At 48.7% G+C, this 26,306-nt stretch carries 17 protein-coding genes; 4 read left to right on the top strand and 13 right to left on the bottom strand.

From position 1 onward, the window contains the following. Both Q0X25_RS02525 and Q0X25_RS02520 read right to left on the bottom strand, forming a co-directional pair. On the bottom strand, positions 1 to 424 hold a 424-nt coding region (locus Q0X25_RS02525), incomplete at its 3' end, for a hypothetical protein (protein WP_298578849.1). A gap of 275 nt (positions 425 to 699) precedes the next feature. Continuing rightward, positions 700 to 2,403, bottom strand: coding sequence for a M3 family oligoendopeptidase (locus Q0X25_RS02520; RefSeq protein WP_298578848.1), 1,704 nt, complete (start codon positions 2,401 to 2,403; stop codon positions 700 to 702). A gap of 268 nt (positions 2,404 to 2,671) precedes the next feature. Between Q0X25_RS02520 and Q0X25_RS02515 the strand changes: the two genes are divergently transcribed. Then, positions 2,672 to 4,081 (top strand): hypothetical protein, encoded by a 1,410-nt coding sequence (locus tag Q0X25_RS02515; protein WP_298578847.1) that lies wholly within the window; start codon positions 2,672 to 2,674, stop codon positions 4,079 to 4,081. An 807-nt stretch (positions 4,082 to 4,888) separates the two neighbouring features. On the opposite strand, the gene rpmE is transcribed toward Q0X25_RS02515, so the two are convergent. Next, a complete protein-coding gene (rpmE, locus tag Q0X25_RS02510) occupies positions 4,889 to 5,317 on the bottom strand; it encodes a 50S ribosomal protein L31 (protein ID WP_298578846.1) in 429 nt (142 codons plus the stop codon). 138 nt (positions 5,318 to 5,455) lie between these two features. Here rpmE and Q0X25_RS02505 point away from each other — a divergent pair, with 138 nt between their 5' ends. Then, positions 5,456 to 6,280, top strand: a complete 825-nt coding sequence (locus Q0X25_RS02505) for a type III pantothenate kinase (protein ID WP_298578845.1) — start codon at positions 5,456 to 5,458, stop codon at positions 6,278 to 6,280. Between the two features lie 89 nt (positions 6,281 to 6,369). Here Q0X25_RS02505 and folK read toward each other — a convergent pair whose 3' ends face one another. After that, positions 6,370 to 7,788 (bottom strand): 2-amino-4-hydroxy-6-hydroxymethyldihydropteridine diphosphokinase, encoded by a 1,419-nt coding sequence (folK, locus tag Q0X25_RS02500; protein WP_298578844.1) that lies wholly within the window; start codon positions 7,786 to 7,788, stop codon positions 6,370 to 6,372. 44 nt (positions 7,789 to 7,832) lie between these two features. Next, positions 7,833 to 8,570, bottom strand: coding sequence for an NAD-dependent protein deacylase (locus Q0X25_RS02495; RefSeq protein ID WP_298578843.1), 738 nt, complete (start codon positions 8,568 to 8,570; stop codon positions 7,833 to 7,835). 305 nt (positions 8,571 to 8,875) lie between these two features. Here Q0X25_RS02495 and Q0X25_RS02490 point away from each other — a divergent pair, with 305 nt between their 5' ends. Next, a complete protein-coding gene (locus Q0X25_RS02490) occupies positions 8,876 to 9,658 on the top strand; it encodes an exodeoxyribonuclease III (RefSeq protein ID WP_298578841.1) in 783 nt (260 codons plus the stop codon). Between the two features lie 164 nt (positions 9,659 to 9,822). On the opposite strand, the gene Q0X25_RS02485 is transcribed toward Q0X25_RS02490, so the two are convergent. The 6 genes from Q0X25_RS02485 to glgB all read right to left on the bottom strand — a co-directional run bounded on the left by Q0X25_RS02485 (position 9,823) and on the right by glgB (position 21,733). Beyond that, entirely contained in the window at positions 9,823 to 13,023 is a 3,201-nt protein-coding gene (locus tag Q0X25_RS02485; protein WP_298578839.1) for a 4-alpha-glucanotransferase, read from the bottom strand. Between the two features lie 216 nt (positions 13,024 to 13,239). Beyond that, positions 13,240 to 14,724: a glycogen synthase GlgA gene (gene glgA / locus Q0X25_RS02480; RefSeq protein WP_298578838.1), complete on the bottom strand. Its 1,485-nt coding sequence runs from the start codon at positions 14,722 to 14,724 to the stop codon at positions 13,240 to 13,242. Between the two features lie 9 nt (positions 14,725 to 14,733). After that, complete coding sequence (gene glgD, locus Q0X25_RS02475) at positions 14,734 to 15,828, bottom strand: glucose-1-phosphate adenylyltransferase subunit GlgD (RefSeq protein WP_298578837.1); 1,095 nt, start codon at positions 15,826 to 15,828, stop codon at positions 14,734 to 14,736. A 2-nt stretch (positions 15,829 to 15,830) separates the two neighbouring features. Next, positions 15,831 to 16,982, bottom strand: coding sequence for a glucose-1-phosphate adenylyltransferase (locus tag Q0X25_RS02470; RefSeq protein ID WP_298578836.1), 1,152 nt, complete (start codon positions 16,980 to 16,982; stop codon positions 15,831 to 15,833). A 119-nt stretch (positions 16,983 to 17,101) separates the two neighbouring features. Continuing rightward, positions 17,102 to 19,555 carry a glycogen/starch/alpha-glucan phosphorylase gene (locus Q0X25_RS02465; protein ID WP_298578835.1) on the bottom strand — a complete coding sequence of 818 codons (2,454 nt, stop codon included), beginning with the start codon at positions 19,553 to 19,555 and terminating at the stop codon, positions 17,102 to 17,104. A 72-nt stretch (positions 19,556 to 19,627) separates the two neighbouring features. Then, positions 19,628 to 21,733, bottom strand: a complete 2,106-nt coding sequence (glgB, locus tag Q0X25_RS02460; RefSeq protein ID WP_298578834.1) for a 1,4-alpha-glucan branching protein GlgB — start codon at positions 21,731 to 21,733, stop codon at positions 19,628 to 19,630. A gap of 190 nt (positions 21,734 to 21,923) precedes the next feature. On the opposite strand from glgB, the gene nth reads away from it, so the two are divergent. Further along, a complete protein-coding gene (nth, locus tag Q0X25_RS02455) occupies positions 21,924 to 22,604 on the top strand; it encodes an endonuclease III (RefSeq protein ID WP_298578833.1) in 681 nt (226 codons plus the stop codon). Positions 22,605 to 23,186: 582 nt separating this feature from the next. Here nth and Q0X25_RS02450 read toward each other — a convergent pair. Both Q0X25_RS02450 and Q0X25_RS02445 read right to left on the bottom strand, forming a co-directional pair. Continuing rightward, positions 23,187 to 23,711 (bottom strand): hypothetical protein, encoded by a 525-nt coding sequence (locus Q0X25_RS02450; RefSeq protein WP_298578832.1) that lies wholly within the window; start codon positions 23,709 to 23,711, stop codon positions 23,187 to 23,189. Between the two features lie 585 nt (positions 23,712 to 24,296). Beyond that, positions 24,297 to 26,306: C1 family peptidase (locus Q0X25_RS02445; RefSeq protein ID WP_298578831.1), on the bottom strand; the 2,010-nt coding region annotated here is incomplete at its 5' end.

The raw sequence follows: 26,306 nt of genomic DNA, 5'->3' as shown, positions 1-26,306 counted from the left end.
TGTGCGTATCAAAATTCCCTAACACAGTCGCTTCTTTTATAGAAGGCTTCGTATTATTTTCGGGTTCTTCCTCTTTTGTAGGAACTTTTGCTTCTGATCCCGTATCACCAATTTCTACTGCGGGTTCCTGAGCTGACACGTTTTCTTTGGTGTCAACCTTTGCTTTGGTACCTAAATCTTCATTAATATTATCGTTTGGTGTAGCGGTAGTGACTTCTTTTGTATTTCTACCTGCATCATCCTCGCTAGTTTCTTTGTCGTCGGGCTCTTCTTGTATATTTTCTATAGTCTCTTTTGGAGTTGGAGGTATTTCTTCAGCATAGGCAAGAGGTAATCGTAAAAAGAGGACTAGCAATAGGAACATGAGTGTCAAGGCTAACACTCGTGTTATATGAGCAACAGGGCTTGAGAGCTTCTTTTCCATGGTGTTTTCCCGAAATAAACGGCATATGACTTTTTTATAGTAGTCCTTGCATCCGAGTCATATAGGGTGCAAAACGCATCTTTTTTAATAGATGGTTCATTCTTCGGACTAGGGGAAAACTTGACCTGCGCTTTTATGCTTGCTTACTTCGAAACTCGAACCATCTGTTATTTTTACTTCGAAACTTGAATCATTTGCGGTTATTTAGAAGAGCTTTGAGGTGGCAAGGCTAAACATTAAAGCCCTGCCACCTCGAAACCTATCTATTTTGTTAGCTACTCGATGCCCGTCAAATCATAAGACTCAAGCCATGTACTTGCATGCTCGCAAACACTGCGCAAGCATGCTTCGTCAAAGGGCGAGACAAGCTCGGCTCCAGCAACAAGATCAGTAAATGCTTTGGTGCCACCTTGACGCGTGTAGGCCATGTAATGCTGCCAGGCGTTGGCAAAGTCCTTCTGGGAGAGCTCCCAGATCTCAAGCGCCACAGTCTGTGCCAAGCAATAATCGATGTAATACAGCGGCCACTCATAAATGTGTATCTGGCGCTGCCAACCCATACCGTCACCATAGAAAGGAATATCGCCATCAACGGATATCCAGGGCATATAGATTGCCAACAAGCGACGCCACGTAGCATGGCGCTCGGCAGGGGTCAGCTCGGGCTGCTCGTACATCAGGTGCTGGAAGTGGTCGACCATCGTGCCATAAGGGATAAAGGTAAGAGCGCCAGCCAAGTGTGCATAGCGATATTTACGTGCATCCTTGCCAAAAAAGCCCTCAATCCATGGCCACGCGAGGAACTCCATACTCATAGAGTGAACCTCACAAGCTTCTGAGCTCGGCATTGCAAGCGAGCCGGGTATGCGCTGTGTATTCATGTAATAGCTAAAAGCATGGCCCGCCTCATGGGTCATCACGTCAACATCCCCTTGAGTACCGTTGAAGTTAGCAAAGATAAACGGAACTTTGTGGTCAGGAATTTCAGTCATATAGCCACCAGCAGCTTTTCCCTTAGTGGAAAGCAAATCCATGAGCTGAGCGTTGAGCATAGTCTCAAAGAATTCCTTGGTCTCGGGGCTCAGCTCACTGTAGAAGGTACGCGCAGCAGCCACGATGTCATCGGACGTGCCTTCAGGCAGAGGATTTCCTGAGCGGAAAGTCAGACCCTCATCTGCAAAAGAGAGGGGATACGGGCGTCCAATACGCTTTGCTTGCTCAAGAAAAACTCTATTTGCCACAGGCACCACATAGGTACGAACAGCCTTACGAAAACGTTCAACATCCTCGCGCTTATAACTCAGACGCTCCATGCGGTCGTAGCCTAAAGGAAGATAATTGTCATAGCCAAGTTTTTTGCCCATAGCATCACGAACATGTACAAGCTCATCGTAAATACGATCCAGCTCAGATTGCTTGTCTTTGTACCATGAGCCTTCGGCTTTCCATGCAGCAAGGCGACGCGCGTCATCTTTGTCGTGTTTTTGGGGAGTAAGCTGAGAGAGCGTGTACATGCCACCCTCAAACTCAATCTGCGCAGAAGCGATAAGCTTTTCGTATGCTTGAACCAAGGCGTTTTCACGCTTCATCTCATCCATTATTGCAGGAGAAAAACAGCGGCGATCCTGCTCGGCTTTATCAAAAATGAGCGTGCCATACTTTGCCTCAAACTCAGGACGGAAAGGCGAGGCAAGCAGAGCTGCGCTCCAAGCATCATCAGCTTCCTCAATCTCAGGAGATGCATCATTCCAGAACTGCTGCTCTTTATCGTAAAACTCGTCAAGTGTGTTGATCGAATGGCGAATCTCAACAAGGGTCTGTAAGGTCAAAATGTGACCTGCGAGTTGATCTTTTTTTAGAAAGACTTTCTCTGCTTCCTCAAAGCTACGCGCTTTGGCAAAGCGCTCTGTCAATGTACTGATGTCTGCCTTGACCTTTGCCAGATCGGGACGCTCATAGGGCATATCCTGAAACTTCATGGATGGCTCCTTTGTTTTGCTTGTTATGTAACAGCATTACGCTAGCAAATTTTTAACTTTAAAAGATGAGCGCTGCATTTTCGTGATAAGAAAAACCTTTTTATTGTGCGAATCAATCCACCACGAAATGCCTCTTTTTACATGTCTTTGCACCACCCGCGCTCCGCTCGATACTCACTTTCAGTAGCGCAGATGCGCAGTAAGCTCCATAATGGTAAAAGCTTTGGTTACAACGGCAGACAGCACGACGCAATTTTAGGGATATACGATGAGCAAAGACGGACTTCATAACAGTACAAGTCTGCCTTCTTCTGCAGCAAACACTGAGGAACACAGCGCCACATCAGATAACTTTGAAAAGACTGAAGTTGCAGCCACACGCCTTCAAAATCGCGATTTTTTCAATAAGAGGCCAGAACAGAGCTCAGAGCCAGATCCAAAAGCCTCGCCAAAATCGAGCTTAGAGAGTCATCCCTGGCTGCAAGCTCATCTACGTGGCCTCATAGTGCTGGGAATAGCTGCGTTCATTCTTCTATCGATGATCACCATTTCATCAATCCGTGCTACAGACAAGCCATCACTCAATCAGGTGAGCAGCGACATTGCCAATCTGTCCGAAGCCCCTGCCTATGACCCTGGGGATTTTGGTCGTGATACGACACTTACCCTCGATTCAGTAGACTATAGCGAGGTCATCCGCGATGAAGATCACTGCAATGCAACAGGTGCGGTCATTTATGCGGGCGATGGCATTGCAGCGCGCGAGAAGGTTAGCCTTCTCTACGATCGTCATGGCCACGGCAAGTGGTCTGTAGCCGGAGATCTCATCATCCAAGATGTGAGCTGGTCTGCCAGCAAAGGTCCCGATACGAATAAAGTACTTACACAAGCACGCGTTTTTTTGCAGCGCGCAGATATTGCAGAACGTAAAGCTGCCAAAACAGACGAGAAATCTAAGCAGACAAATACTTCTTCTACAGAGCAAGACTCTCTTTACTCTCTCTATCGCGATGCAGACTGCACGGTATTCCAAGAAGAATTTGACCCCGAGACCAACAATGCCACAATTGTGCTGGTTTTTTCCAACAAGGACAGTTTTTCCGAACGCAAGTGCAAGCTCACCATCAAGTTTCATCTCTCATCAAAAACAGGTCAGTGGGACATCAAATCCTGCACACCAGATGCAGATGCACGAAAGACCAGCTACGCTCCGCTTGTAGGCACGTGGACAGGCAGCTATCAATCCCAGAAAAATGACGGCCATGGCTGCTATGGCGCAAACTCTTCGCCGCTCAAAATCACTATTGGCAGTACGCAGACTAACAGTGATGGCACTACTCAGTTAACAGGAACATTTTCTGGACTTGTACACCGTCATGGGGCTGTGTCAAAGGACACAGATTCAAGCGAAGGCGATGCTCGCGTTGAGAACATCTCGTTTACCAGTACGCTTGAAACAAATGCAAGTGGGGCTTTGGTAGTAAAGTACACAACACCTAAATCCGCTGAGGGTACCATCGAGCTGACGCTGGTTTTTGGTGGAAGCAAAACTCCAGACGCAGCAAGTGCAACACTAGCAACCCATTATGAAAACGAGCAAAACTTCTTGGTCATCCCCTACACCGTCAAAGGCGAATTTGCCGATAGCTATTCGCTGAGCAAAGACGGTGCAGACTAAAAGTCTGCTGCGACAAACGAATCTACAAATCGCATCCCGCAAGATAGCTACTCTTTGTCGGTCGCTTTCCTACTTTTTGTCATCGCTTTCAACAAGCGCCGCAATTGCTGCCATCACCACAAAAAACTCCGAGCTTTGATTTGCTTTTTTGCGCTCGTCTTTACGAATCATATGCAAAAAATCATTTTTGTAGAGCAGATAAAACAGTTGTTCATCCCCAATATGATCTTCTCGAGCAATCCGGGCAAGCTCACGACGACCAGAGGAATCAAGCGCATAGTAACAACCTAGCTACAAATTAGCTACAAATGGCTGGATATAAGCAAAAAGATTTCTGATTGCATTACGTATATAGGGAAGAAATACCTTCGAACATTTTTTTGCCTACACGCTCCATGCATTAACCTAAGCACGAACTCTGGCAACTGTCAGCCGCCACGTTCTGTTTCATGCCACTTCATGCCAGATGCCAGAAGCCACGTTCTACTTCACTTTTTTAGCCAAAAGCCACGTTTCATTTCACGCGAAAAAAATCTACCTGGGCAAACGTCAGGCCTTTTGAAACAGAGTGTGGCTTTTGACATTTTTTCTGAAACAGAATGTGGCGCTTGGCAAGCAGGGCCGTATTGGCTGAAACAGAACGTGGCGTTTGGCAAGCAGGACCGTGTTGAGTGAAATGAAACGTGGCTTTTGGCAAGCAAGGCCGGCTTGCTTGAAATGATCCGTGGCTTTCAGCAACATCAAAAAACCCGCTAGCACAGTTCATTCAGTGCTAGCGGGTCATTCGTACCTTTGTAAAGCTGGCGCTTACTTAGCTGCAGGCTCCTCGGCAGCAACGGTAGCAGACTCTGCCTCTTTGGCAGCAGCGGCAGCCTTCTTGGCAGCCTCAGCCTCGGCTTTTTTGGCATACTCTGCAGCACGCTTGGCCTTCTCAGCAGCCTTTGCCTCTTTGGCAGCCTTTGCCGCAGCAGCAGCTTCAGCAGCCTGTGCAGCCTTTGCAGTCTTGGCTTCCTGCATACGCTTAAGCTGTTGTGCAGCAGCACCACCGAACTTGTCAGAGAAGCGCTGGACGCGTCCACCGGTGTCAACAAGCTTCTGCTGGCCGGTGTAGAACGGGTGGCACTTATTGCAGAGGTCGACAGTCATCTCGCTTTTGGTAGCGCGAGTCTTCCAGGTATTGCCGCAGGTGCAACGTACCATGCACTCCACGTACTCGGGATGGATTCCTTGCTTCATGACAACTCCTAACGTAGGCCTGGTTTCCGACCAGGCAAGTGGTGTGCGCTTATCTAAACATAACCTACCGTTTGTGACAAGCTTTGCGATAATAACACGTGTTAAGCAAAAACGCCAAACACAGTCCAGGAGACTCACATGTTTCTCGCAGTTGACATAGGAAATACTCAAACAACCCTTGGTTTAATCGCCGACAATGAGACCTTGCTTCGACAGTGGCGCATGGCGACCTTACGCACCGATACTGCCGACTCACTCCATGCTCGCCTCTATGGTTACTTTCATATGCTGGGCTACAAGCTTCAAGACATCAACGATGTAGCGATTGCAGGGGTCGTGCCTACGCTTACTCAATCGTGGGTCCATTTGGCAAAGGAGATTTCAGGTGTTGCCCCACTGATAATAGACGCTTCGCGCGATTGCGGAATTGAAGTTGCTCTCCCCGACCCTAGTCAAGCTGGAGCCGACCGCATTGCAAATGCGGTCGCCGCAAAGACCAGCTATGGCGCGCCAGTCATTGTGGTTGACTTTGGTACCGCAACCAATATCGATGTGGTTGACGCTCATGGTCGCTTCCGCGGCGGAGTCATCATGCCAGGCCTGCAGCTATCGGCAGCTGCGCTTTTTGAGCACGCAGCAAAATTGTCAAACGTACCGCTTATTGCTCCTGCCTATGCCCTAGGCAATAGCACCGAAACTGCTGTGCAGTCAGGCATTGTTATCGGCGCAGCAGTCCAGGCAGAAGGTATGGTGCGCCGCATACAAGCAGAACTTCGCGCTGAGTGGTCACAAGCACATGACGGTACAACTATGCCACGTTGTACCATCGTAGGTACGGGCGGGCTTTCTTCCGTTGTGGCCGAAGCTACCGATATTTTTGATGTGGTAGATCCTGACATTACCATTCGTGGTATTAGGCAAATTTGGCGGCACCGTGCAGAAAAACGCGCAAATCGAACTTAGGACCATGTGCACAATCATATAAAGCCCAGCAATGGCTCAACTGCTGGGCTTTTCTTATCAAGCAAAGCGCTGCAAGCACACGGTGCTGCTTACTTCCAGTCGAGGGACCCAAGCTCGGAAGTAACGCGACCAATGCGCTGCTCGGGTTCTGCCACCTCAACACCTGCATGCGTCAAAAAGCGTACGGGGTCATGCATCAAATCTTCCATAGGCACCAATACATAATCACGCTCGCCCAAATGTGCGTGTGGCAGCGTCAAGCGCTCGCCTGCATGCGTCTCGCCATCAACCCAGACAAGATCACAGTCAATCGTACGCGGACCGTGACCCAACGTTTTAGGATCACGAATACGTCCCAGCTTATTTTCAATTTCTGACAGATGGCCCAACAGCACTAAGGGATGTAACTCGGTGCGAATCTCGGCCACCGCATTTGCAACAGGGGTTGCAATGCCATATGCAGGTTCTGTCTCATAAGCAGAGCTCACGGCAACAACGCAGGTCATCGGGATTTTATCGATAAGCTGTACCGCTTGAGACAGATAGCCTACACGGTCACCTACATTTGAACCCAAAGAGACAAAGCCCTGACGCGCATCAGGCTTTGCCATTGCCCAATATGCATTAACCGCCTCCGCCATCTGAGCCACATCGTGCACGCGTAAAATGCGCGCACCGGCCTGAATACCCCAGATACAAAAGCCCATAGCTGCCGCTTTGTCTGCTTGGGGTCCCGTAACTGAAGTAGAAAAATCTCCCTCAGACACTGACTGAAGCAACGGATAGCCCAATGACATGAGCTTTTTTGCATTACGCTGCACCACGACATCTTCGTCGGGAGTTTTGTTTTGTCCTAAACCTGGATCAAAACAAATACGATCACGCGAAACACCAGCACGCAGCAACATACGCGCCTGATCACCTAAAAAGCCCATGATTTCACGCATAATAGGCGCTTCTTCAGGCAAAGTAAAACGACGGTTGGATGCTACGGGACGCAAAGGTGTATGAGCCTGATCAAGTACAACTGAACGACGAGAGGCATTCACGCGGAACTCGCTATCGCAAATCACCACACAAGCACAATCACTCTCGGCAGCAACCTCAACCATCTCGGTATTGGTAAAGCCCTCAGGATCGTCAAGCACTTCTGCTCCGAGACGAATGCACATTTTGGCAACCTGTGGATGACGAGTGGTGATACACACGATAGCGCCTGTGGCGACAAGCCCGCGCACCACTGGTACTACTGCCTCGCCCTCAACATCAATCGCCGCGCGGCGCACACGAGCAGCAGCAGAATCGGTGGCAGGGAGCTCTTCTGGCGCTGGCGCAAAGCTCACATCCAGAAGGTCGGCGCCTTCATCAAGCATCGACTTACCAAGCGCAATTGCTTCCTCAGCTGCCAAACCACGAGGGCCCACCTCAAGCATGCCCATGATACGTGGACGTGCCAGCGAGAGTTCGTGATGTCCACAACGAAAAATGGCAAAGTCCTCTCGAGCCATAAATCCTCCACTCAAGCCCGCTAGGGCATAGCTCACTGGTGTAATCAAAAATCAAAAGCCTTTGCAATATCACATACACAAACTAAATCCGCCATTGCATCCTGAGGAGTTGATTGCATATTGACTATCGCAAGATCGTTTCCTTGGAAGTATTGTACGAGACCTGCAGCAGGATATACCACTAAGGATGTACCGCCAACAATAAGCATGTCAGCCTCAGCAATAGCCGTTGCTGCCCCATAAAGTACTGCTTGGTTAAGAGACTCGCCATAAAGCACTACATCAGGTTTAATGAGTCCGCCACAACATTCGCAATGAGGTATGCCTTCGCTTGCCACTATCCATTCGGCTGAATACGTCTTGCCACAGTGCTGACAAATATTTCGATGAACCGAACCGTGCAGCTCATAGACCTGATGCGAGCCTGCTGCCTGGTGTAGACCATCAATATTTTGCGTCACCACCGCTGCTAGCTTGCCCTCGCGCTCAAGCTCGGCAAGCTTGAAATGTGCTTGGTTGGGACGTGCGTCAAGCGCAATCATACGCGTGCGATAAAAGTCATAAAACTCCTGCATATGCTCAATGAAGAAACGGTGTTCGAGCATCTCTTCGGGTGAATAATCAAGCTTTTGGCGGTAGAGCCCATTTGGACTTCTAAAATCTGGAATACCACTTGCCGTCGAGACTCCCGCACCACCAAAGAAAACTACGTTTTGAGCTTTGCTTATGCGGTCCCTGAGTTCATGCGCTGCCTCTTGAGAATCACGAATAATTTGACCCATGATAGTCACGCTCCAGCTTCGTTTATGCTTTGCTTTTGTGAGAGCTCCTGTCCATCCACTCTAGCACCCCTACCACCCTCGCTAAAATCTCCTAGCAAACTAATTCGCGAATGGAGGGCATTTTAGACCAGTTAACCAATATGCCCAATGAAGATCGGGTACTCAAAAGTTGCACCGCACGTCCTTAAGGCGATGAGTATCCACCAATAAAATCCCATGTACACGATATCGCCTTAATTTTTGGGTAGGCTACACTTAATCAAGTCATTTTGTAGTCCGCCTTTAGTCTGCAGATGGGATAGTACATGAGCGATACCCCCCGCGAGCTTAAGCTCGTATCTTGGAACGTTAATGGCCTGCGTGCTGTTATGAAAAAAGAACCTAGTTTTCCTGAAATTTTTGAACAGGCATCTGCCGATGTCTTTGCTTTGCAGGAGACAAAGTTACAGGAAGGTCAGATTAAGATAGATTTTCCCGGTTATTATCAAACGTGGAATTATGCAGAACGCAAGGGTTACTCTGGCACAGCTGTCTTTAGCCAAGAAGAACCACGACAAGTAATTCGCGAAATTGGCTGTGAGTTTGCCGACAATGAGGGCCGCGTTTGTGCTCTTGAGTTTGAAAAATACTGGTTTGTTAATGTGTATACGCCCGACTCAAAAAATGGCCTGCTGCGCTTAGACGAACGCATGGTATGGGACAAGGATTATCGTGAATTTCTCGCTCGTCTTTCCCAGGAAAAACCTGTAGTAACCTGCGGTGACTTCAATGTTGCTCATGAGGAAATCGACCTGAAAAACCCCGATACCAATCATATGAATGCAGGTTTTTCCGATGAGGAACGCGCGGGCTTTGGACAGCTGCTGGATGCTGGTTTTACCGACAGTTTCCGCAGCCTGTATCCTGAGCAGACGGATGCCTACAGCTGGTGGAGCTACCGCATGCGTGCGCGCGAACGCAATGTAGGCTGGCGTATTGACTACTTCCTTGTCAGTAATCGTGTTGCCGACCGCATTGTAGACTCTCGCATCCTCAGTGATATCTACGGTAGCGATCATTGCCCTGTTGAGCTAACGATTACGCTATAGTGTGCCAAGAGCTGCCAGCTAGCCGTATCATATAGTTATAATATATATAAATTTTTGAATGGAAATTCATCATAACAGCTTGCTTTTTTGCCAAGAAAAATGGCTATCGTAAAAATTACAGATAGCCATTTTTTAAGCACCACACCAACGGTCAACAGTGTGGACTAGAAAGCAAAGCGACCAGCTTCCAATGCAATCTTGCGAGTATACTCAGTTGCCGAAGCCATTTGCTTGGCTGTCGCCTGCCAAGACCAATTATCTTCAGCAACGCCTGGTTTGTTCATGCGCGCTTTATCATCAAGGCCAATCACGTCTTGCAAAGAAAGCATCACAACATCGGCATCAGAGTTCAAAAGCTGGTTCGTAATCTGCTTTGCTGCATCCTCTGCGCCGTCGTTGCCAAAATGCTCTTTGCACCAACCGAGCAAGGTTGAGGTGTCGTGTGTAGACGCATACGTAATTTTGCCTGCGCATGCACGATAAGCACTGCGCACATCACCATCTACAAACTGCACTACATCCATACCTGCAAAGCCTGTCTCGGCAAGCAGGGCACGCACGGCAGGGGTGATAGCTCCCAAATCTTCAGCAATAAAGGGTAGGTCTCCAAAATGACGGTGGGCACATTGGAAGAGCTCAATACCCGGACCAAAACGCCACTGGCCCTTCTTTGCAGAAGCTCCACGAGGAATGCAATAAAACGATGAGAAGCCCAAGAAATGATCGAGGCGCACATAGTCGTAAAGCGAAATCATTCTTTGGAAACGACGCATCCACCACGAATATCCACGGCGGCGCAGCTCATCCCAGTTATACGTGGGATTGCCCCAGTACTGCCCGTCTTTAGAAAAACTATCAGGCGGCGCGCCGGCGCAGACAGCCGGGTAACCTTGAGCATCAAGATTAAATATCTCAGGTTCGCTCCACACATCTGCAGAATCTGCCGATACATAAATTGGCATGTCGCCAATCAGTAAAATGCCACGCTTGCAAGCATACTCATGCAATTCATCCCATTGGCGCTGGAACTCAAACTGCTGACGACACGCGCGAGCAATGCCTGCCTTCAGCTCAGAACGCTTAACCAATGCACGTGACCAGCTGTGGTATTTTTTGGGCCACTCCTGCCAAGGTACTTTTTCGCCTACAAGCTCCTTGATGGCAGTAAACGTTGCGGCGGGCAAGAGCCAAGTTTCATTTTTCTCACAAAAACGGTGATATTCAGCAAGTCTTTCGCTGTCGCTAAAGGGTTTTGCTGCAGCACGAGCGCCACCCTCGAGCAGACGCGGATTACCTGAGAAGGCTGAAAGCCCCGCATAAGGAGAACCAAAGCGATCAGTTGGATTGACTGGCAACATTTGCCAGTAGCGCTGTCCCGTACGCGTCAGCCAGTCAACAAGATGCTTTGCAGGCGCGCCAAGCGTACCAGGCCGACCAGGATGTTTATCGTTGGGAATCGATGTGATATGCGAGATGAGGCCCATCCCCAAAGGCATAGGCTTTTGCAGGCGTTTCTTTGAGCGGAAATAAAGTACCGCAGTACCCAAAGGCCAGAGGGAGACAGACACTTTGCCATCACGTACCTCAAGGTCATCGCCGCTAATGACATCAGAAACAGTCTCTCCGCGCATCTCAACGCTCACCTTGTGTGAACTATCAAGGCTGCGGTTAACTAAGACGCAGACGGTCTCAGTGTCATCCCAGCGCCAGTAACCCAGTACGTCGTCGCCTTCTGCAAAAGGTTCAAAATCACCGTCAATCATTACCGGCATAGACTTGCGCAAGGCAATAGCATCGCGATAAATCGTCTGGCAATCAGGGTCCTCGCGGCCCCAAGGGAAGCTCGCACGGTTGTACGGATCGGCATAGCCCTCACAGCCCGCTTCATCACCGTAATAGACGCAAGGTACGCCAGGCAGGGTCATTTGCATCAGAGCAGCCACCCAAAGTCTGCTTACCGCGAGGCTACGATGATCTTTATTCAGGCGAAAAGATGCTTTTTGGTCCTCACTGAGAGCGTTAGGCTTGGGCGTGTTGCCCAGGATGGTCAGCAGACGCACGCGATCGTGGCTACCCAGGATATTCAGCGCCGTATAGAAGGCTTCACGAGGGTAATTTTCACGTAACGTTTCAAGCACAACAGCAAGCTCGTCAGCGCTTGCTCTACCCAATAAATAATGCAACAGCGTATGGCGCCAAGGGTAGTTCATCGTGCCGTCCAGCTCGTCACCCCAGAAGTACTGACGCAACTCTCCATAGGCGCGTTTGGTTGTGGCATCCTCCCACACTTCGCCAATTAAAACTGCATCGTTACGCTCGGCCAATGCTGCTCGCTTAATGTCAGCAATAAAGTCATCAGGCAGCTCATCGGCAACATCCAAACGCCAGCCACGAGCACCCGCATGCAACCAGTGTCGCACTACGCCCTCATGGCCACAGATAAGTTCGTGATATTCAGGATTGGTCTCCTCAAGATCGGGCATATTGTCAATGCCCCACCAACTGCTGTATTCGCCATTCTCATCAAACTTATACCAGCCCCGATAAGGGGAGTCCTCAGACTGCCAAGCGCCCAGCTCGGGGTAGTTACCATAGCGATTAAAGTAAAGCGAATCATCGCCCGTATGGTTAAAAACACCATCCAAGATGATGGAAATACCATGGGATGCCGCATCTTCGCAGAGCTTTTTAAAAGATTTCTCATCACCTAACACCGGATCAATCTTGAGATAGTTAGCTGTGTCATAGCGATGAGTTGATGTTGCTTCAAAAATTGGATTGAGGTAAATGCAGGTAATTCCCAAACCCTCTAGATAGTCAAGCTTTTCTCGGATGCCCTCAAGCGTACCACCATAAAAATCCCAGGTAGCAATAAAACCATCGCCATTGCGCTCATAGCGAGGAGAGGTCTCCCAATCAACGAGCCGTCTCTGAGCTCCACGGCGCGGCTTATCTAAAACCTTGCTGCGCTCTTTCCAATCACTACCACGAGCAAAGCTATCGGGATAAATCTGGTACACCACTGCCTGCTTGAACCACTCAGGCAAAATACGTCGTCTGCGTTCATAAACCGTTAGCTGAAATGAGGGGGGCTCGCCATATGCAAAAGCGCCTTCGCCTACCGGACGATCGGGAGCAGCACCATAACGCCACACGCTACCGTCAGCTGCATAAATACGAAACGAGTACCATACAATACTCGGACGCTCAGATGCGAGCTCGGTCGCAAAATGAATATGGTCACCTTCGGTGGAACCATCCATTGCAACGATGGTCTCTCCCCCATCATCGGTCCATAGACGCAACTCGGCAGTTGCCTTTGGTTCGTCCCAAACATCAATAGCAAGTACTGCCGTGTCCCCCATGGGAAGTGCACCTAAAGGAGTGCGGTAATGACGCTCCGAAGTGTTATGACAAGCTCTCACGAGTAACCAATCCCCGTTCCCCTACATCCGTCCATGCGCAACAAACACATCCTGGCAGATGCAGGACATCATGCCAGAACGAAAAAGAACGCACGTATATTTTTGCTTAAAGCACAGCCAAAATCAGCTGTACTTCAAGCTTTCCTGCCCTTGACGTTAGCTATTGTATCGAATAATTTCTGGGTGGAGGTCATAATACATGCCCAGATAATCTTCAGCAGCTCTATTCCAGCTAAAGTCTGCTTGCATTGCCTGAATTATGAGTGACTGCCATGCGGATTGATTAGTCCTAAAAACCTCACAAGCAGATAAAACACAGTCTGCCATCTCATCTGCATTCATATTGGCAAAGCTAAAACCTGTGCCTTCACCAGTTTCAGGATTATAAGAAGCAACACTATCTGCCAACCCGCCTGTTCTACGCACAACAGGAAGTGTGCCATAGCGCATAGCAATCATCTGGGCAAGACCACAGGGTTCAAACTCAGACGGCATCAAGAGCATATCGCCTGCGGCATACATGCGATGGGCCAGCGCACCATCAAAGGCAATACGTGCACAGAGCATGTCACCGTAGGTTGTATCAAAATAGCGGAAAGCTTCTTCTTGATCTGCATCGCCTGTGCCAAGGATGGCCATCTGAACACCACTGTTCATCAGCCGTTCCATCGCATAACGCACCAAGCCCAAGCCTTTTTGGTTGGTCAGGCGACCCACCATCACAATAAGTGGCAGCTCAGAATCAACACGCAAGCCCAGCTCCTCTTGGAGGGCCATCTTACATGCCGCCTTGCCCGAAAGGTCCTCTGAAGTATATGGCTGAGGGATAGTCTTGTCTTGAGCAGGATTCCATTCATCTACATCAATACCATTAAGCACACCATGCAGACACCAACTACGCTCACGGAAAATGCCATCCAAGCCGCAGCCATAGAAGGGCATTTGCAGCTCACGGGCATAGGTAGGACTTACCGTAGAAATCGTATCGCTGTAGAGCAGTGCGGCCTTCATGTAATTGATGGAGCGCTCATCCGAACGCAATTGATGCGCTGCCGCAGGAATGCCATCCAATCCTAGTACCTCTGCCAGCAATCTATCTGAAAGCTGCCCTTGAAACATGACGTTATGCACCGTAAAGATAGTTTTGATGTTGCGACATGCCTCAACGCCCTGATAGAACTCACGCAAAAAGACGGAGACCAGCGCAGTTTGCCAATCGTTGCAATGCAGAACATCACAAGCAAGCTCTGGGAGCTGAGTTATAGCTTCACAAATTGCCTTTGAGAAAAACGCATAACGTTCGCCATCATCAAAATAGCCATAAAGTGCGTCACGCCTAAAGTAGTCCTCATTATCAATGAAGTAAAAATCTATACCTTGGTAGGTGAGTTTCTCGATGCCACAATACACGTTACGCCAAGCAAGCGGCACATAAAAATCCATAATGTGACGCATTTGATTGCGGTACTGCTCAGGAATAGTGCCATATTTAGGAAGAATAACAGCTACCTTAACACCAGCGCGCTTGAGCGCACGTGGCAATGAACCTGCCACGTCGCCCAAGCCGCCAGTCTTGGCAAAGGGCAAGGCTTCGGATGCAGCTAGAAGAACTCTAATCTTACGTCTTACCCTTTTTGCCATTGTCAGTCCTTAGTCGTTTGCCTTCTTCAAAATGAGGAGGTCATCAACAGTACCGCGCAGCTCAGTGCCTGCGGGAATAATATTGTTGCGATCTACGATAGCATTTTCAATAACCGCACCACTCTTAATAATGCAGTTTTGCATGATGACGGAATTACGCACTACAGCGCCACTCTCGACAACAACACTACGACCCAAGATTGAGTCAGCAACCGTGCCATAAATACGGTCGCTACCCGAAAGACGCGAATTGGTGACCTTGGAGCCCGACTCAAATTTGGCAGGAGCATTGTCGTGAGCCTTGGTACGGATGGGACGCTTGGGATCAAAGAGCTCGTCAGTAACCGTAGGCTTAAGCATATCCATATTGGCCTTGAAGTATGCCTCGGTAGTAAAGACAGGGGCGCAGTATCCCTTGAACTCGTGAATGCGCACATCAACGCGATCATACTCGCCTTGAATTGCCTCAAAAAGATCGAGGTAATCAGTGGAGGAGTACCAGCTAATAATCTCAGCAAGCTTGTCGCGAGAAACGACACAGCAGTCTAGGAACGCAGTATTACCCTCAGAGCAACCATGCTTGATGCTTTTAACACGGCAATCTTCGGTAATAAAGCTCATCACGTCAGGATGATTGCTACGAGCAGTCTGAGTCAAAACGGTAATATCAGCGCCAGACTCAATATGAGCCTCAATCAGCTCCTGAATATTGATGTTGCAGACAAAATTTGCACTGCTTAACACCACATATTCAGCTTCAGAGCGATTAAAGAATGCCTTGTTGTGGATAAGATCGCGCACAAGAAAGCGTGAGCCATGACGGGTGCTGCCAAAAGCAGAACCAGGCAACACAAACAGGCCACCCTTTTTACGAGACAAACCCCAGTCTTTGCCAGCACCAACGTGGTCGGTCAGCGAACGATAATTGTACGGCATCACAATGCCGACGGAATTGATTTTGGCGTTAATCATATTTGACAGGGCAAAGTCAATCAGGCGGAAGCGGCCCAAGAAAGGCAGCGACGCTACTGGACGACTCTCTACCAGGACATCGGGATCCTTGACGGAGTAGTTAGCAGTAATGAGTCCGATGGTCTTGTGCATCGTTACTCCCCTTCCTTCTCGACGACGACATCATCACCGATGACGGCGTAATCGGCCGCTGTATCTGCGGTACCTAGGATTGCACCTTCGGCGACCGTAGAGTTTTCACCCATAATTGCGCGAACAACATGTGCACCAGCCTTGACGGTAGCACCAGGAAGAAGGACGGAATCCTCAACCACCGCACCTTCGCCAATGGAGCTGCCCAAAGACACAATAGAGTGCTTTGCGGTACCAAGAATACGAACACCGCCAGCAGCCAGGCAATCATCAACTATGGCATCTGGCCCAATATAAGCAGGTGGCATAGTAGAGGAGTTCGAAAGGACGCGCGTATCTTTTGCATACAGGTCAAACTCGGGATTCCTGCCCAGAAGCTCCATGCTGGTCTCATGGAAGCTGGCAATCGTACCCACATCACGCCAGAAGCCGTTGTATTGATAGGTATAGAGACGATGGCCCGAATGCAGCAGGCCAGGAATGATGTCTCCACCAAAGTCATGGTGCGAATCAGGATTTTCTGCATCGGCCTTGAGGGTATCTACTAAGAGCTTGGCGTTAAAGATATAAATGCCCATGGAGGCAAGATTGCTGGTGGGCTGGGCAGGCTTCTCGTTGAACTCAAGAATCCTCTCGTCATCATCCTGCGTCATAATGCCAAAACGAGGAGCATCCTCCCAAGGTACAGGCATAACTGCCACCGTAAGATCTGCATTATGGCGTTTGTGATTGTCGAGCATCTTTTGGTAATCCATGCTATAGAGCTGATCGCCCGAAAGGATGAGCACGTACTCAGGATCGTTCTGCTCAATAAAGCCAATGTTTTGCGTGATGGCGTCAGCAGTACCCGCGTACCAATTGGAACCCGCCTGAGTCTCGTGGGGTGGCAAGATGGAAATACCACCTCCATCAATGGTGTCGAGATCCCACGCACTGCCGTTACCCACATAGGAATGCAGCAGGTAAGGACGATACTGCGTGAGAACACCAACTGTATTGATGCCAGAATTTGCGCAGTTGGAAAGCACAAAGTCGATGATGCGATACTTCGCTCCGAACGAGACAGCTGGCTTGGCGATTTTGCTTGTCAGCACGCCCAACCTGCTTCCCCGTCCGCCCGCGAGCAGCATCGCAATGCATTCGGTCTTGCTCATGGCTCACTTCCCCTTTCGTCCGTCTCCCCCAGGGGGACATCATATATTTGGCGCCGCCCCCAGTGGGCGGCGAAATCCCCACCAAAGCTGGGTGGCAATACCGCCGCCCAGCGACCGTGCTAGATGTGCCAAATATCGCGCGCATACTCTCTGATCGTACGATCAGAGGAGAAGAATCCGGACTCAGCGGTGTTGTGAAGCGAAATACGATCCCAACGTTGCTGATCGGGATAAAGCGCGGTTAGCTCCTCCCATGCCTGCACATAGGAGTAGAAATCCTTCAAAACAAGATCTTGGTCGTTGTTGACCATCAAGGCATCGCGAACACTCTCAAAGTTGCCTGAAAGACGTGCGAAAGTACCATCCGTCAGCTGGTCAATAATGCGACCCAGACGAGCACGATCGGCATTGTACATATCCCACGCATAGTAGCTACCACTAGCGCGCAAAGCATCTACCTCGTGTGCACGCAGACCAAAAATCTTGATATTTTCTTCACCAACAAGCTCGGTAATCTCGATATTAGAGCCGTCATACGTGCCCAAGGTAATAGCACCATTCATCATCAGCTTCATGTTAGAAGTACCAGAAGCCTCGGCACCCGCAACAGAAATCTGCTCGGAGATGTCTGCTGCCGCGTAAATATACTGGGCATTAGAAACAGCGAAATTAGGCACAAAGGCCACGGTCATCTTTTTGTTAACGCGCTCATCAGAGTTGATCACGTCGGCAACAGAGTTGATAAGACGAATAACTTCCTTGGCAAAGTCGTAGCTCTGAGCAGCCTTTCCCGCAAAAATAAAGGTAGTTGGCTGGATATCAAAACTGGGATCGGCCAGCAGGCGATTGTAGAGGTCAACAACCTTAAAGACATTGAGCAGCTGGCGCTTGTAGGCATGGAAACGCTTAACCTGCACGTCAAAAATCGTCGAAGTATCTAGGATTGCACCCGTAGTCTTTTTGACATAAGCGGCCAAACGCTCTTTGTTGGCCTTCTTGGAGGCGCGGAAGCTCTCAAGGAAGCTGGGGTCATTCTCAAAAGCCTCAAGCTTCTTGAGCTCGTTGGCATCCTTAAGCCAGCCCGTACCTATTGCATCACTAATCAGCTTTGCATAAGTAGGATTGGCATTTGCAAGGAAGCGACGAGGACTTACGCCATTGGTTTTGTTGTTGAACTTCTGAGGTGTCAAAGCATAGAAGTCCTTAAGCACCGACTCTTCCAAAATAGAAGTGTGAAGTGCTGAAACGCCATTGACCGAGTGGGAGAAAATCACAGAAAGATTGGCCATGCGCACTTGACCGTCCCACAGGATTGCTGTTGCCTGGAGCTGATCACGCCAGTTAGGAGCATCTTGAGGGAAGGTCTCACGATAACGACGATCAATCTCTTCGATAAACATATACACGCGGGGAAGCAGAGCCCTAAAGGTATTGATGGGCCACTTCTCCAGTGCCTCAGGCATAACCGTATGATTGGTATAGCTAATGGTCTGAGTGCAAATCTTATATGCCAAATCAAAGTCTACATGGTGGATATCGACAAGCTGACGCATGAGCTCAGAACCACACATAGCAGGGTGAGTATCGTTAGTATGGATGCTCACGTAGTCACCCAAATGCTCCCAATCCTCACCATGCTCCTTCTTGTATGTGCGAAGAATAGCCTGTAGACCAGCACAAACAAAGAGGTACTCCTGTTTAAGGCGTAACAGGCGGCCATGCTCACCCGCATCGTTGGGGTACAAAATCATCGAAATAGCTTCGACATCCGAGCGGAACTTACTTGCACGCGCATAATCACCAGCATTAAACGCATCAAGGTCAAAGTCCTCAGAACTGGGCTCTGCCTTCCAAATGCGCAGATGGTTAACGGTGTCACCACCATAACCAATAATGGGCAAGTCATAAGGCACAGCACGAACAATCTCGCCGCCTTCTTGGGTAAACCAGTACTCGCCATCGCTCTCGTGACGAACTACCTGGCCACCAAACTGTACATCTACTGCACTGCCAACCTTGCGGGTTTCCCAAGGATAGCCACCTTCAAGCCAGTTGTCAGTCTTTTCAACCTGACGACCGCCCTCAATCTCCTGACGGAACAAGCCGTAACGATAACGCATGCCATTGCCATAGCCGGCAATGCCTTCCGTTGCCATAGAATCCAAAAAACAGGCAGCAAGGCGGCCCAAACCGCCATTGCCCAAACCAGGATCAGGCTCTTGCTTTTCGAGTTCATCGAGAGAAGTGCCCAAATCAGCCAAGCCGTCTTCAACGACGTCACGAGCGCCCATATTGAGCAGATAGTTATCCAGCAGAGGCCCCAACAAAAACTCTAGCGAGAAGTAGTAGACCTTCTTCTTGCTTTTGTCATAATTTTTGACCTCTACCTTGCGAGCAAGACCAGCAACGAGGGTTGCAAGGGCGTAATAACGCTCATAAGGAGTACAATCCTCAAACTCACGACCAAAGGCACTCCTGATAGAGTCTTTGTAGTATGCCTTGAAATTCTCCTTGGTATTGAAAGCCTCTAGGCTCAGGTTTTCAATATCTACCTGCTTATTCGCGATTTGCATATATGCCTTCCTACGGTACTGCCAAACGAGGTACACACACTCGCATCTTAAAAAAGCATGCGAGTGTGTATCCTATTTTGCCTTACTCTGGCGCGTTGTGCGCTTGGCAGTTGCCGTTGGTGTTGAAGTTTTGCTTGCCGTTGTCTTTTTTGCGGTCGTCTTTGCTGTCGTCCTCGTAGTTGTCTTGCTTGAGGACTTCTTTGCCGTTGCCTTTGCGCGAGTCTTCTTTGCGGGAAGAGGCCCCTCATAAGCAAGAATCAAGCCACCGATGGGAGGAACACGCAGCGTCACACAATAATCGCGGCCATCACAGGGTTCTTCAACTGTCTTATACACAAAACCCGAATTAGTCACACCAGAGCCACCAAATTCTTCGGCATCGGTGTTAAACACTTCTTTCCACTTACCTGCATATGGCAGACCCACACGATATTCCTCATACGTAGCGGGATCAAAATTGATGAGGATAAAAAGATCATCTTTGGGCTTATCGCCATGACGGATGTAGGAGATGATGGACTGCTCGGCATTATCAGGGTTAATCCACTCGAAACCATCTTGGGTATACGCTCGCTGCCAAAGTGCTGGGTAAGAATTATAGAAAGCATTGAGCTTGGCTACAAAGTGCTGCTGATGAGCATGTGCCTCGTACTGCTCTGTCAAGAAATACTGAATGCCCTCGTAATAGCGCCACTCAATAAACTGCGCAATCTCATTACCCATAAAGTTAAGCTTGGCACCAGGATGTGTCATCTGATAAAAAGCCAACGACCGCATACCGGCAAACTGACGCCAGTAATCGCCAGGCATACGTGTAATCAGCGAGCACTTCCCGTGTACCACCTCGTCATGAGACAGTGACAACACGAAGTTTTCGTTGAATGCATACATTATCGAGAAGGTCAAAAGGCCATGATTGGACGGGCGGTACGGGAAGTCAGACTGCATATAATGCAGCGTATCGTTCATCCAACCCATATCCCACTTAAGATGGAAGCCCAAGCCACCATCCTCGGGCGGATAGGTCACAAGTGGCCATGCGGTTGACTCTTCGGCAATCATCAGCACATCAGGGCAGTATTTGCCAATGGTGGTATTGCAGCCCTTGATGAACTCAATCGAAGCAAAGTCTTCCTCAGTGCCCTTCTCATTAAACTTCTTGAGACGTGGATCATCAATGCCAAAGTTGAGGTAGAGCATAGAAGTAACACCATCCATGCGGATACCATCGGCATGATACTCATCAATCCAATACAGAAGATTGGAGATAAGGAAGGAGTGTACTTCACCTCGAGCAAAATCAAACTTAAAGGTACCCCAATTGGGATGCTCTTCTTTTTCATAAAGCTTGTGACCATTGAAGTGCACCAGACCATGTTCATCACGGCAAAAACCGCCGGGAACCCAGTCCAAAATGACACCAATGCCAGCTTTGTGACAACTATCAACAAAATGTTTGAACTGCTTGGGTGTACCATAGCGCGAGGTTGGCGCATAGTAGCCCGTTATCTGGTAGCCCCAAGAACCATCAAAGGGATGCTCCATCACGGGCAGAATTTCGATGTGGGAATACCCCATCTTTTTAACGTACTCAACGAGCTCAACCGAAAGATCTTCGTAGGTAAGGTAGGTGCCTGCATGGTCATCAGAGTCGGGATCGCCATTGCCAGCCAAGCCGTCATCATGGCGTTTCCAACTGCCTAGATGTACTTCAAAAATGTTGAGAGGTGCCTTCATCTGGTTGGTCTTTTTACGCTTATCCATCCAGCTCTTGTCGCCCCAGACATAACCCTCGATATCGGCAGTCTTTGAGGCAGTACCAGGGATCATTTCGGCTGAGAAGGCATAGGGGTCTGCTTTATAAAGCAAGTCGCCCGACTGAGTTTCGATGAGATACTTATAAAGTTGGCCTTCTTGCACACCAGGGACAAAAGCTTCCCAAACGCCACCGTAGGGCGTAACTTCCAGCGGATTGGCTGTGGGGTCCCAGCCATTAAACTCACCAATAACATGCACAGAGCGCACATCAGGCACCCACACAGCAAAGAAGTATCCAGCGACACCATCAACTGTCGCGGGATGCGCGCCCATCTTTTGATAACTGCGATACCAGGCGCCTTCGGTCAGCAGATAAATGTCATCATTGCTCAGTCTATATATTGTGTCTGTGGTGCCCATTCCTTACCTCCAACAGTCGCCGCTTTTCATTGGCTAGCGTCTGATCCCCTCTGGTGAGGGAACGGTTCCATACCCCTTCCATAGTAGTCTTGGATGGAACAAAATGGGGCATGCTATCGGATGTGCGGTAGGTGGATACAATCTATAAACGGCAAGCGGTTATTTTAGGTATACATAACAAGGGGAAGAAATGCCACGCGAATCAAAAAAATCAAAGCAGGCGCGCGCTGAGGAGATGTGCGTTCGCATGGAGGAACGCTATGGCCATATGGAAAGCGCGCTGAACTATACGTCGCCGTTTACCCTGTTGATAGCCGTCATGCTGTCTGCGCAGACCACTGATGTTGCCGTCAATAAGGTAACCCCTGAGCTCTTTTCCCGCTGGCCAGGACCTGCCGAACTTGCCCAAGCAGAGCTTTACCAGGTAGAAGATGTGATCCACTCTCTAGGTTTTTATCGTACTAAGGCACAGCATGCTATTGAATTGTCACAAGTACTCATCTCTGAATACGGTGGAGAAGTTCCAAAAAGCATGGAGGAGCTCACGCATCTGCCAGGTGTAGGACGCAAGACAGCAAATATCGTGCTCAACAAGGCTTTTGGTATTGTCGAAGGCATTGCAGTGGATACGCATGTATATCGCATTGCAACAAGGCTCGGCTTTACCAAGACGTCAACACCTGCTGCCGCTGAGAAGGATCTGCTTGAACTTATTCAAAAAAAGTTCTGGCGCGGGGTAAATGAAACTTGGATACGCCTAGGTCGCGAAATCTGCAGTGCTCGCAAAGCGCGCTGCGATGAGTGCCCGCTGGCCGATCTTTGTCCCAGTGCGGGCCAGCCCAACCGCTATCTTAAACACAAGAAGCGCTGAAAATATGTGGTAATTTTGTCGGCTACTTTTGACGCTGGATGAAGCCTACCTCAAGGAAGTCATAGCTAAACGCATTAAGGGTAAAGTCATTCTGAAAACGCTGAGACCGGAGCGCAGCGGCATATCACTGCTAATCAACATTAAAAATTGCATCTTAAAAGTGTGACATTAAGAAAGATGCCCATATCGGGCATTGCTGCTGATACGGGCATAGCCTTTTTCTGCCAGAGGAAAGATTAGAAATTTGATATCAAATACTATCTTCTCTAAAAACCAGATTGTTCTCGATAGTAATGCTGAAATCAGAGAACAATAATGAGCCGTTGGGAACTGCAAAGGAGCAAGTGTCTACGTTTGCGCACAGTGGTAAACGATTTATTTTAATATTCAATTTTGTACCTCGAGAATTAAGCAAACCTCTACACAGGTTTTGCGCCAATTCACTTTTTGGTACACGAAAAGAAATCATCACTTTTCCAGTATATAGCAGACAGAGTTGCGCTTGAAATTCAATCCCTTTGTATTCAAATTCCACATCCGTAAAATGAGGTAACTTTTCCTCGATACTATGTACAGACATAATCAATAAGTGAGAGAGGACGATACATTAGGTGCCGTAAAAGAAACTCCTTTAGCATCAATCATAAAACCGCTGAGCGTTGCGGTATTGGTGCCACGCTTTGTTTTTACTCCCATGATGTTGCCAGAAGCACTTCCGTCAAACTCAATATTCCCAAGCAAGTAAGATCCCCCACGATTTGTGGTAACTTCTCCTGCAAAGGTCATAAGTCCTTTGGTATAAGAAGTAACACCCCAATAAATTTGTGAACGGTTAACCCAATAAATGGCTGCTGTTCCAGCGTTGCCGTACGCTGTTGAGTAAGGAATAGCTTCTGTTTCTGGATCGTAAACAATAGTATTGCCATCCTCATTGATATAAAAGTGAACAATGGAAATCTCGGAGTTTGGATCAGGCGCAGGCGCATCATCAGGCAACCAAGATGGCAATGTTTGCGATGGTGCTTCTTTTGCACCTACAGCAAAGGCGGTAACTCTCATAAAGAGCAGCATAACAATCGATAGCAGGATACATAATGCTTTTTTCATAGATTGACTCCTTTCATTTGATATCAATGTCCATTGAGAGCATGGAAAATTAGGAGATGCAACAATCGGCGGCACATAACCTAAGCATCCGCTGTATAAGCTATGCGACTATCCTGCTGATTTTAAGTCGCAGTCTCCATAGTGGGCAGGAGACATAAGCAAATACGTGCAAATGCCCACATAAAAGTTTACCGTTACTATTGCTTATTTCACCTCCTGTTTTGAGGATATAGCAAGCAGAAAATACAGTTAAGCGCACAACTGGCTTTTTCCTGTAAACGGATTATTCAATCCAAAGTGCATATATAGAGCTTTCTCCGCCATAGTACGAAGTTCCTGATAATCAACCCTAAAATTACAATCAGTAAAACTAGGTACACATTGAATCTCGCGTGTAGCAGCATAAAAGCTGAGTAATGTTTCTATGCTGCCAGATTTTTAGTTTTTCTCACGCTGCTTATGCAAAAAGGCGAACCCATACAAGTTCGCCTTCTCATAAAAGCTTTTGGCTATAGGACACACGCGACTTGCCATGGGGTACGCGGTTTGTCACATGGCACTTGCAAGCTTTACACATGTGAGCCTTTATGCTTCAGAGTCCTTCTTCACCAGAATACCTGCGGCAGCAAGAGCACTACCGAGAGCAAGCAGTGCAAAAGGCACGCCATTTGCAGCATCACCGGTTTGAGGCAATGCGGAGGTGCGCGAAGCTAAGGCATGACGAATATGCTTGCCATTAGCGTCTTCCGTATGGGCCTCAATCGGCTTGACTTTTTTGGGCTGAGCAGGAGCAGGCAGCAAAGGCAGCGTGCCATCGGAGGTCAGTGCTTTGATGAGGGCATTACCAAACTCAAAGACATTGCCACCCATGTAGCACTCAGAAAGCTGTTGAGGGGTCATCCAAAGATATCCATGCTTGGTCATCATCTTGATAAATGTTTCGCCCGGGTTGGCCACGATATACGTCCAGATATAGCCCATCGCGCGGCCCTTGGACTCGTCACCTGTAGTTTTTGCCCCCGCCGGATAAGGATACTGTGCCGACTGCGCCATACCAGTCTCAAGGTTAATCAAAGATGAGCCATCCTCGGGGCTAACGATATTCTCAACAATGGCAAAAAGTTGACCAGGCTTCAGCTGAATGTACTTATTCAATTCAACCGTGTGAGTACCCGCAAGAATTGCCTTGTAATCCATCTCAAGTACTGGCTTGCGATCATTGGTGGGATTGTTGTCCTTCAGGTCATTGGCATTCACGAGATAAATGCGAATCTTGACCTTTGAGTTGGCAGTCGACGTATGTACCGTAACCGCCTTGAGGATTTCTTTGCCCTTAGCCTTAAAGACGTTGGATACCCAGGTACCAGAGTCCTTGGTACGAAACACAAAAGGTGCCTGCGACTGGTTGATAGCAGTATCGTAGTGGTAGTTATGGTCATGTTGGAACTTGCCATTCTCATCAGCAAGCTCAACCTCATAAACCGATGGTGTGTTGATAGAGTGGTCGTAATAGGACAGCCAGAAGTAGCCCGTGTGCAGACCCGTCTCAGGATCAATAATGCCCCACTTGCGCACGCGGCGATTATTGTAGAGGGAGTTAGGATCAAGTCCAAAATTCTTGGTATACCAATCTCCAGAACCCCAACTGTTCTTTACGAGCCACGCACCTTTCTTAAGACCTTTGATGTTGTTGCTATCTGCCTGGAAATTGGCAGGATCAAAGTCATCATCCCAACCAACAATAGTAACCGCATGAGTAATCTCTATGTTAGTTGCGTCGCAATACTGCGCCCACGTATTGGCATTGAAGTAGTCGCTCGTGGGATGCGCACCTGGCTGTGCCGTGTCGGCACCATAGCCAATCTGAACGGCGCCATATTTAATGAGAGCTTCTTTGATGATCTTATTGGCATTCTTGTTATAGCCCTTCCAAACAAGATGGTCCTTCTTGTCCATCTCAAGAATGTTGGGGTCAGGCAAGTAGTAGACGCCCTTGACACGCACCGTATTGTTAATGGACTTGGGATTGGGCTTCCACTTTGGTCCCATGCGCGCAATCCTCAAGAAGTTCTCAAAGGTAACGGGGACACCCTTAGGCCAGTAGGGCACTTCTGTTTCAGTTGCAATGGCCTGCCAAGCAGTAAAGAGGGTCTCGGCCATGGTTGCCCAGCCACCAGCCTGCAAGCGGTCCCACTCTTCATCAATGGGAAGAATATCAATCTCGCCCTCACCCTTTTGTGAGCCTGCCTCCTGCAACGAAAATGCCATCCAAGCAAGGTAAAGCTCGGAATAGTCAACACCCTTGTCATCAATCTTGGAAAGAATAGGCTTCAGGTGGTCGTGGGGATTGACAACGGTCGCCTTGTCACCTGCCTGGGCCTTCAAAATGGCACTCTCAAGAGCCGAGATAGAGGCAAAAGACCAGCAGGTGCCAAAGGGACTCTGATTTTTGACCGAGGTAGCTTGTTTAACGTTGTTAAGGTAATAGCGCGTAATCTTGGTAACGTCTAGGTTGGTGTCGATAGAGCTCAGTGTACGAGATGTATTCTGTCTCTTATACACATCTGACGCTGCCGACGAAACCTTATGGGTGTA

This window comes from uncultured Olegusella sp. (genome assembly GCF_947253395.1).
Taxonomy (GTDB): domain Bacteria; phylum Actinomycetota; class Coriobacteriia; order Coriobacteriales; family Atopobiaceae; genus Olegusella.
Note: the sequence above shows the minus strand (reverse complement) of the source record. Positions and strands in the feature narration are given on the sequence as shown.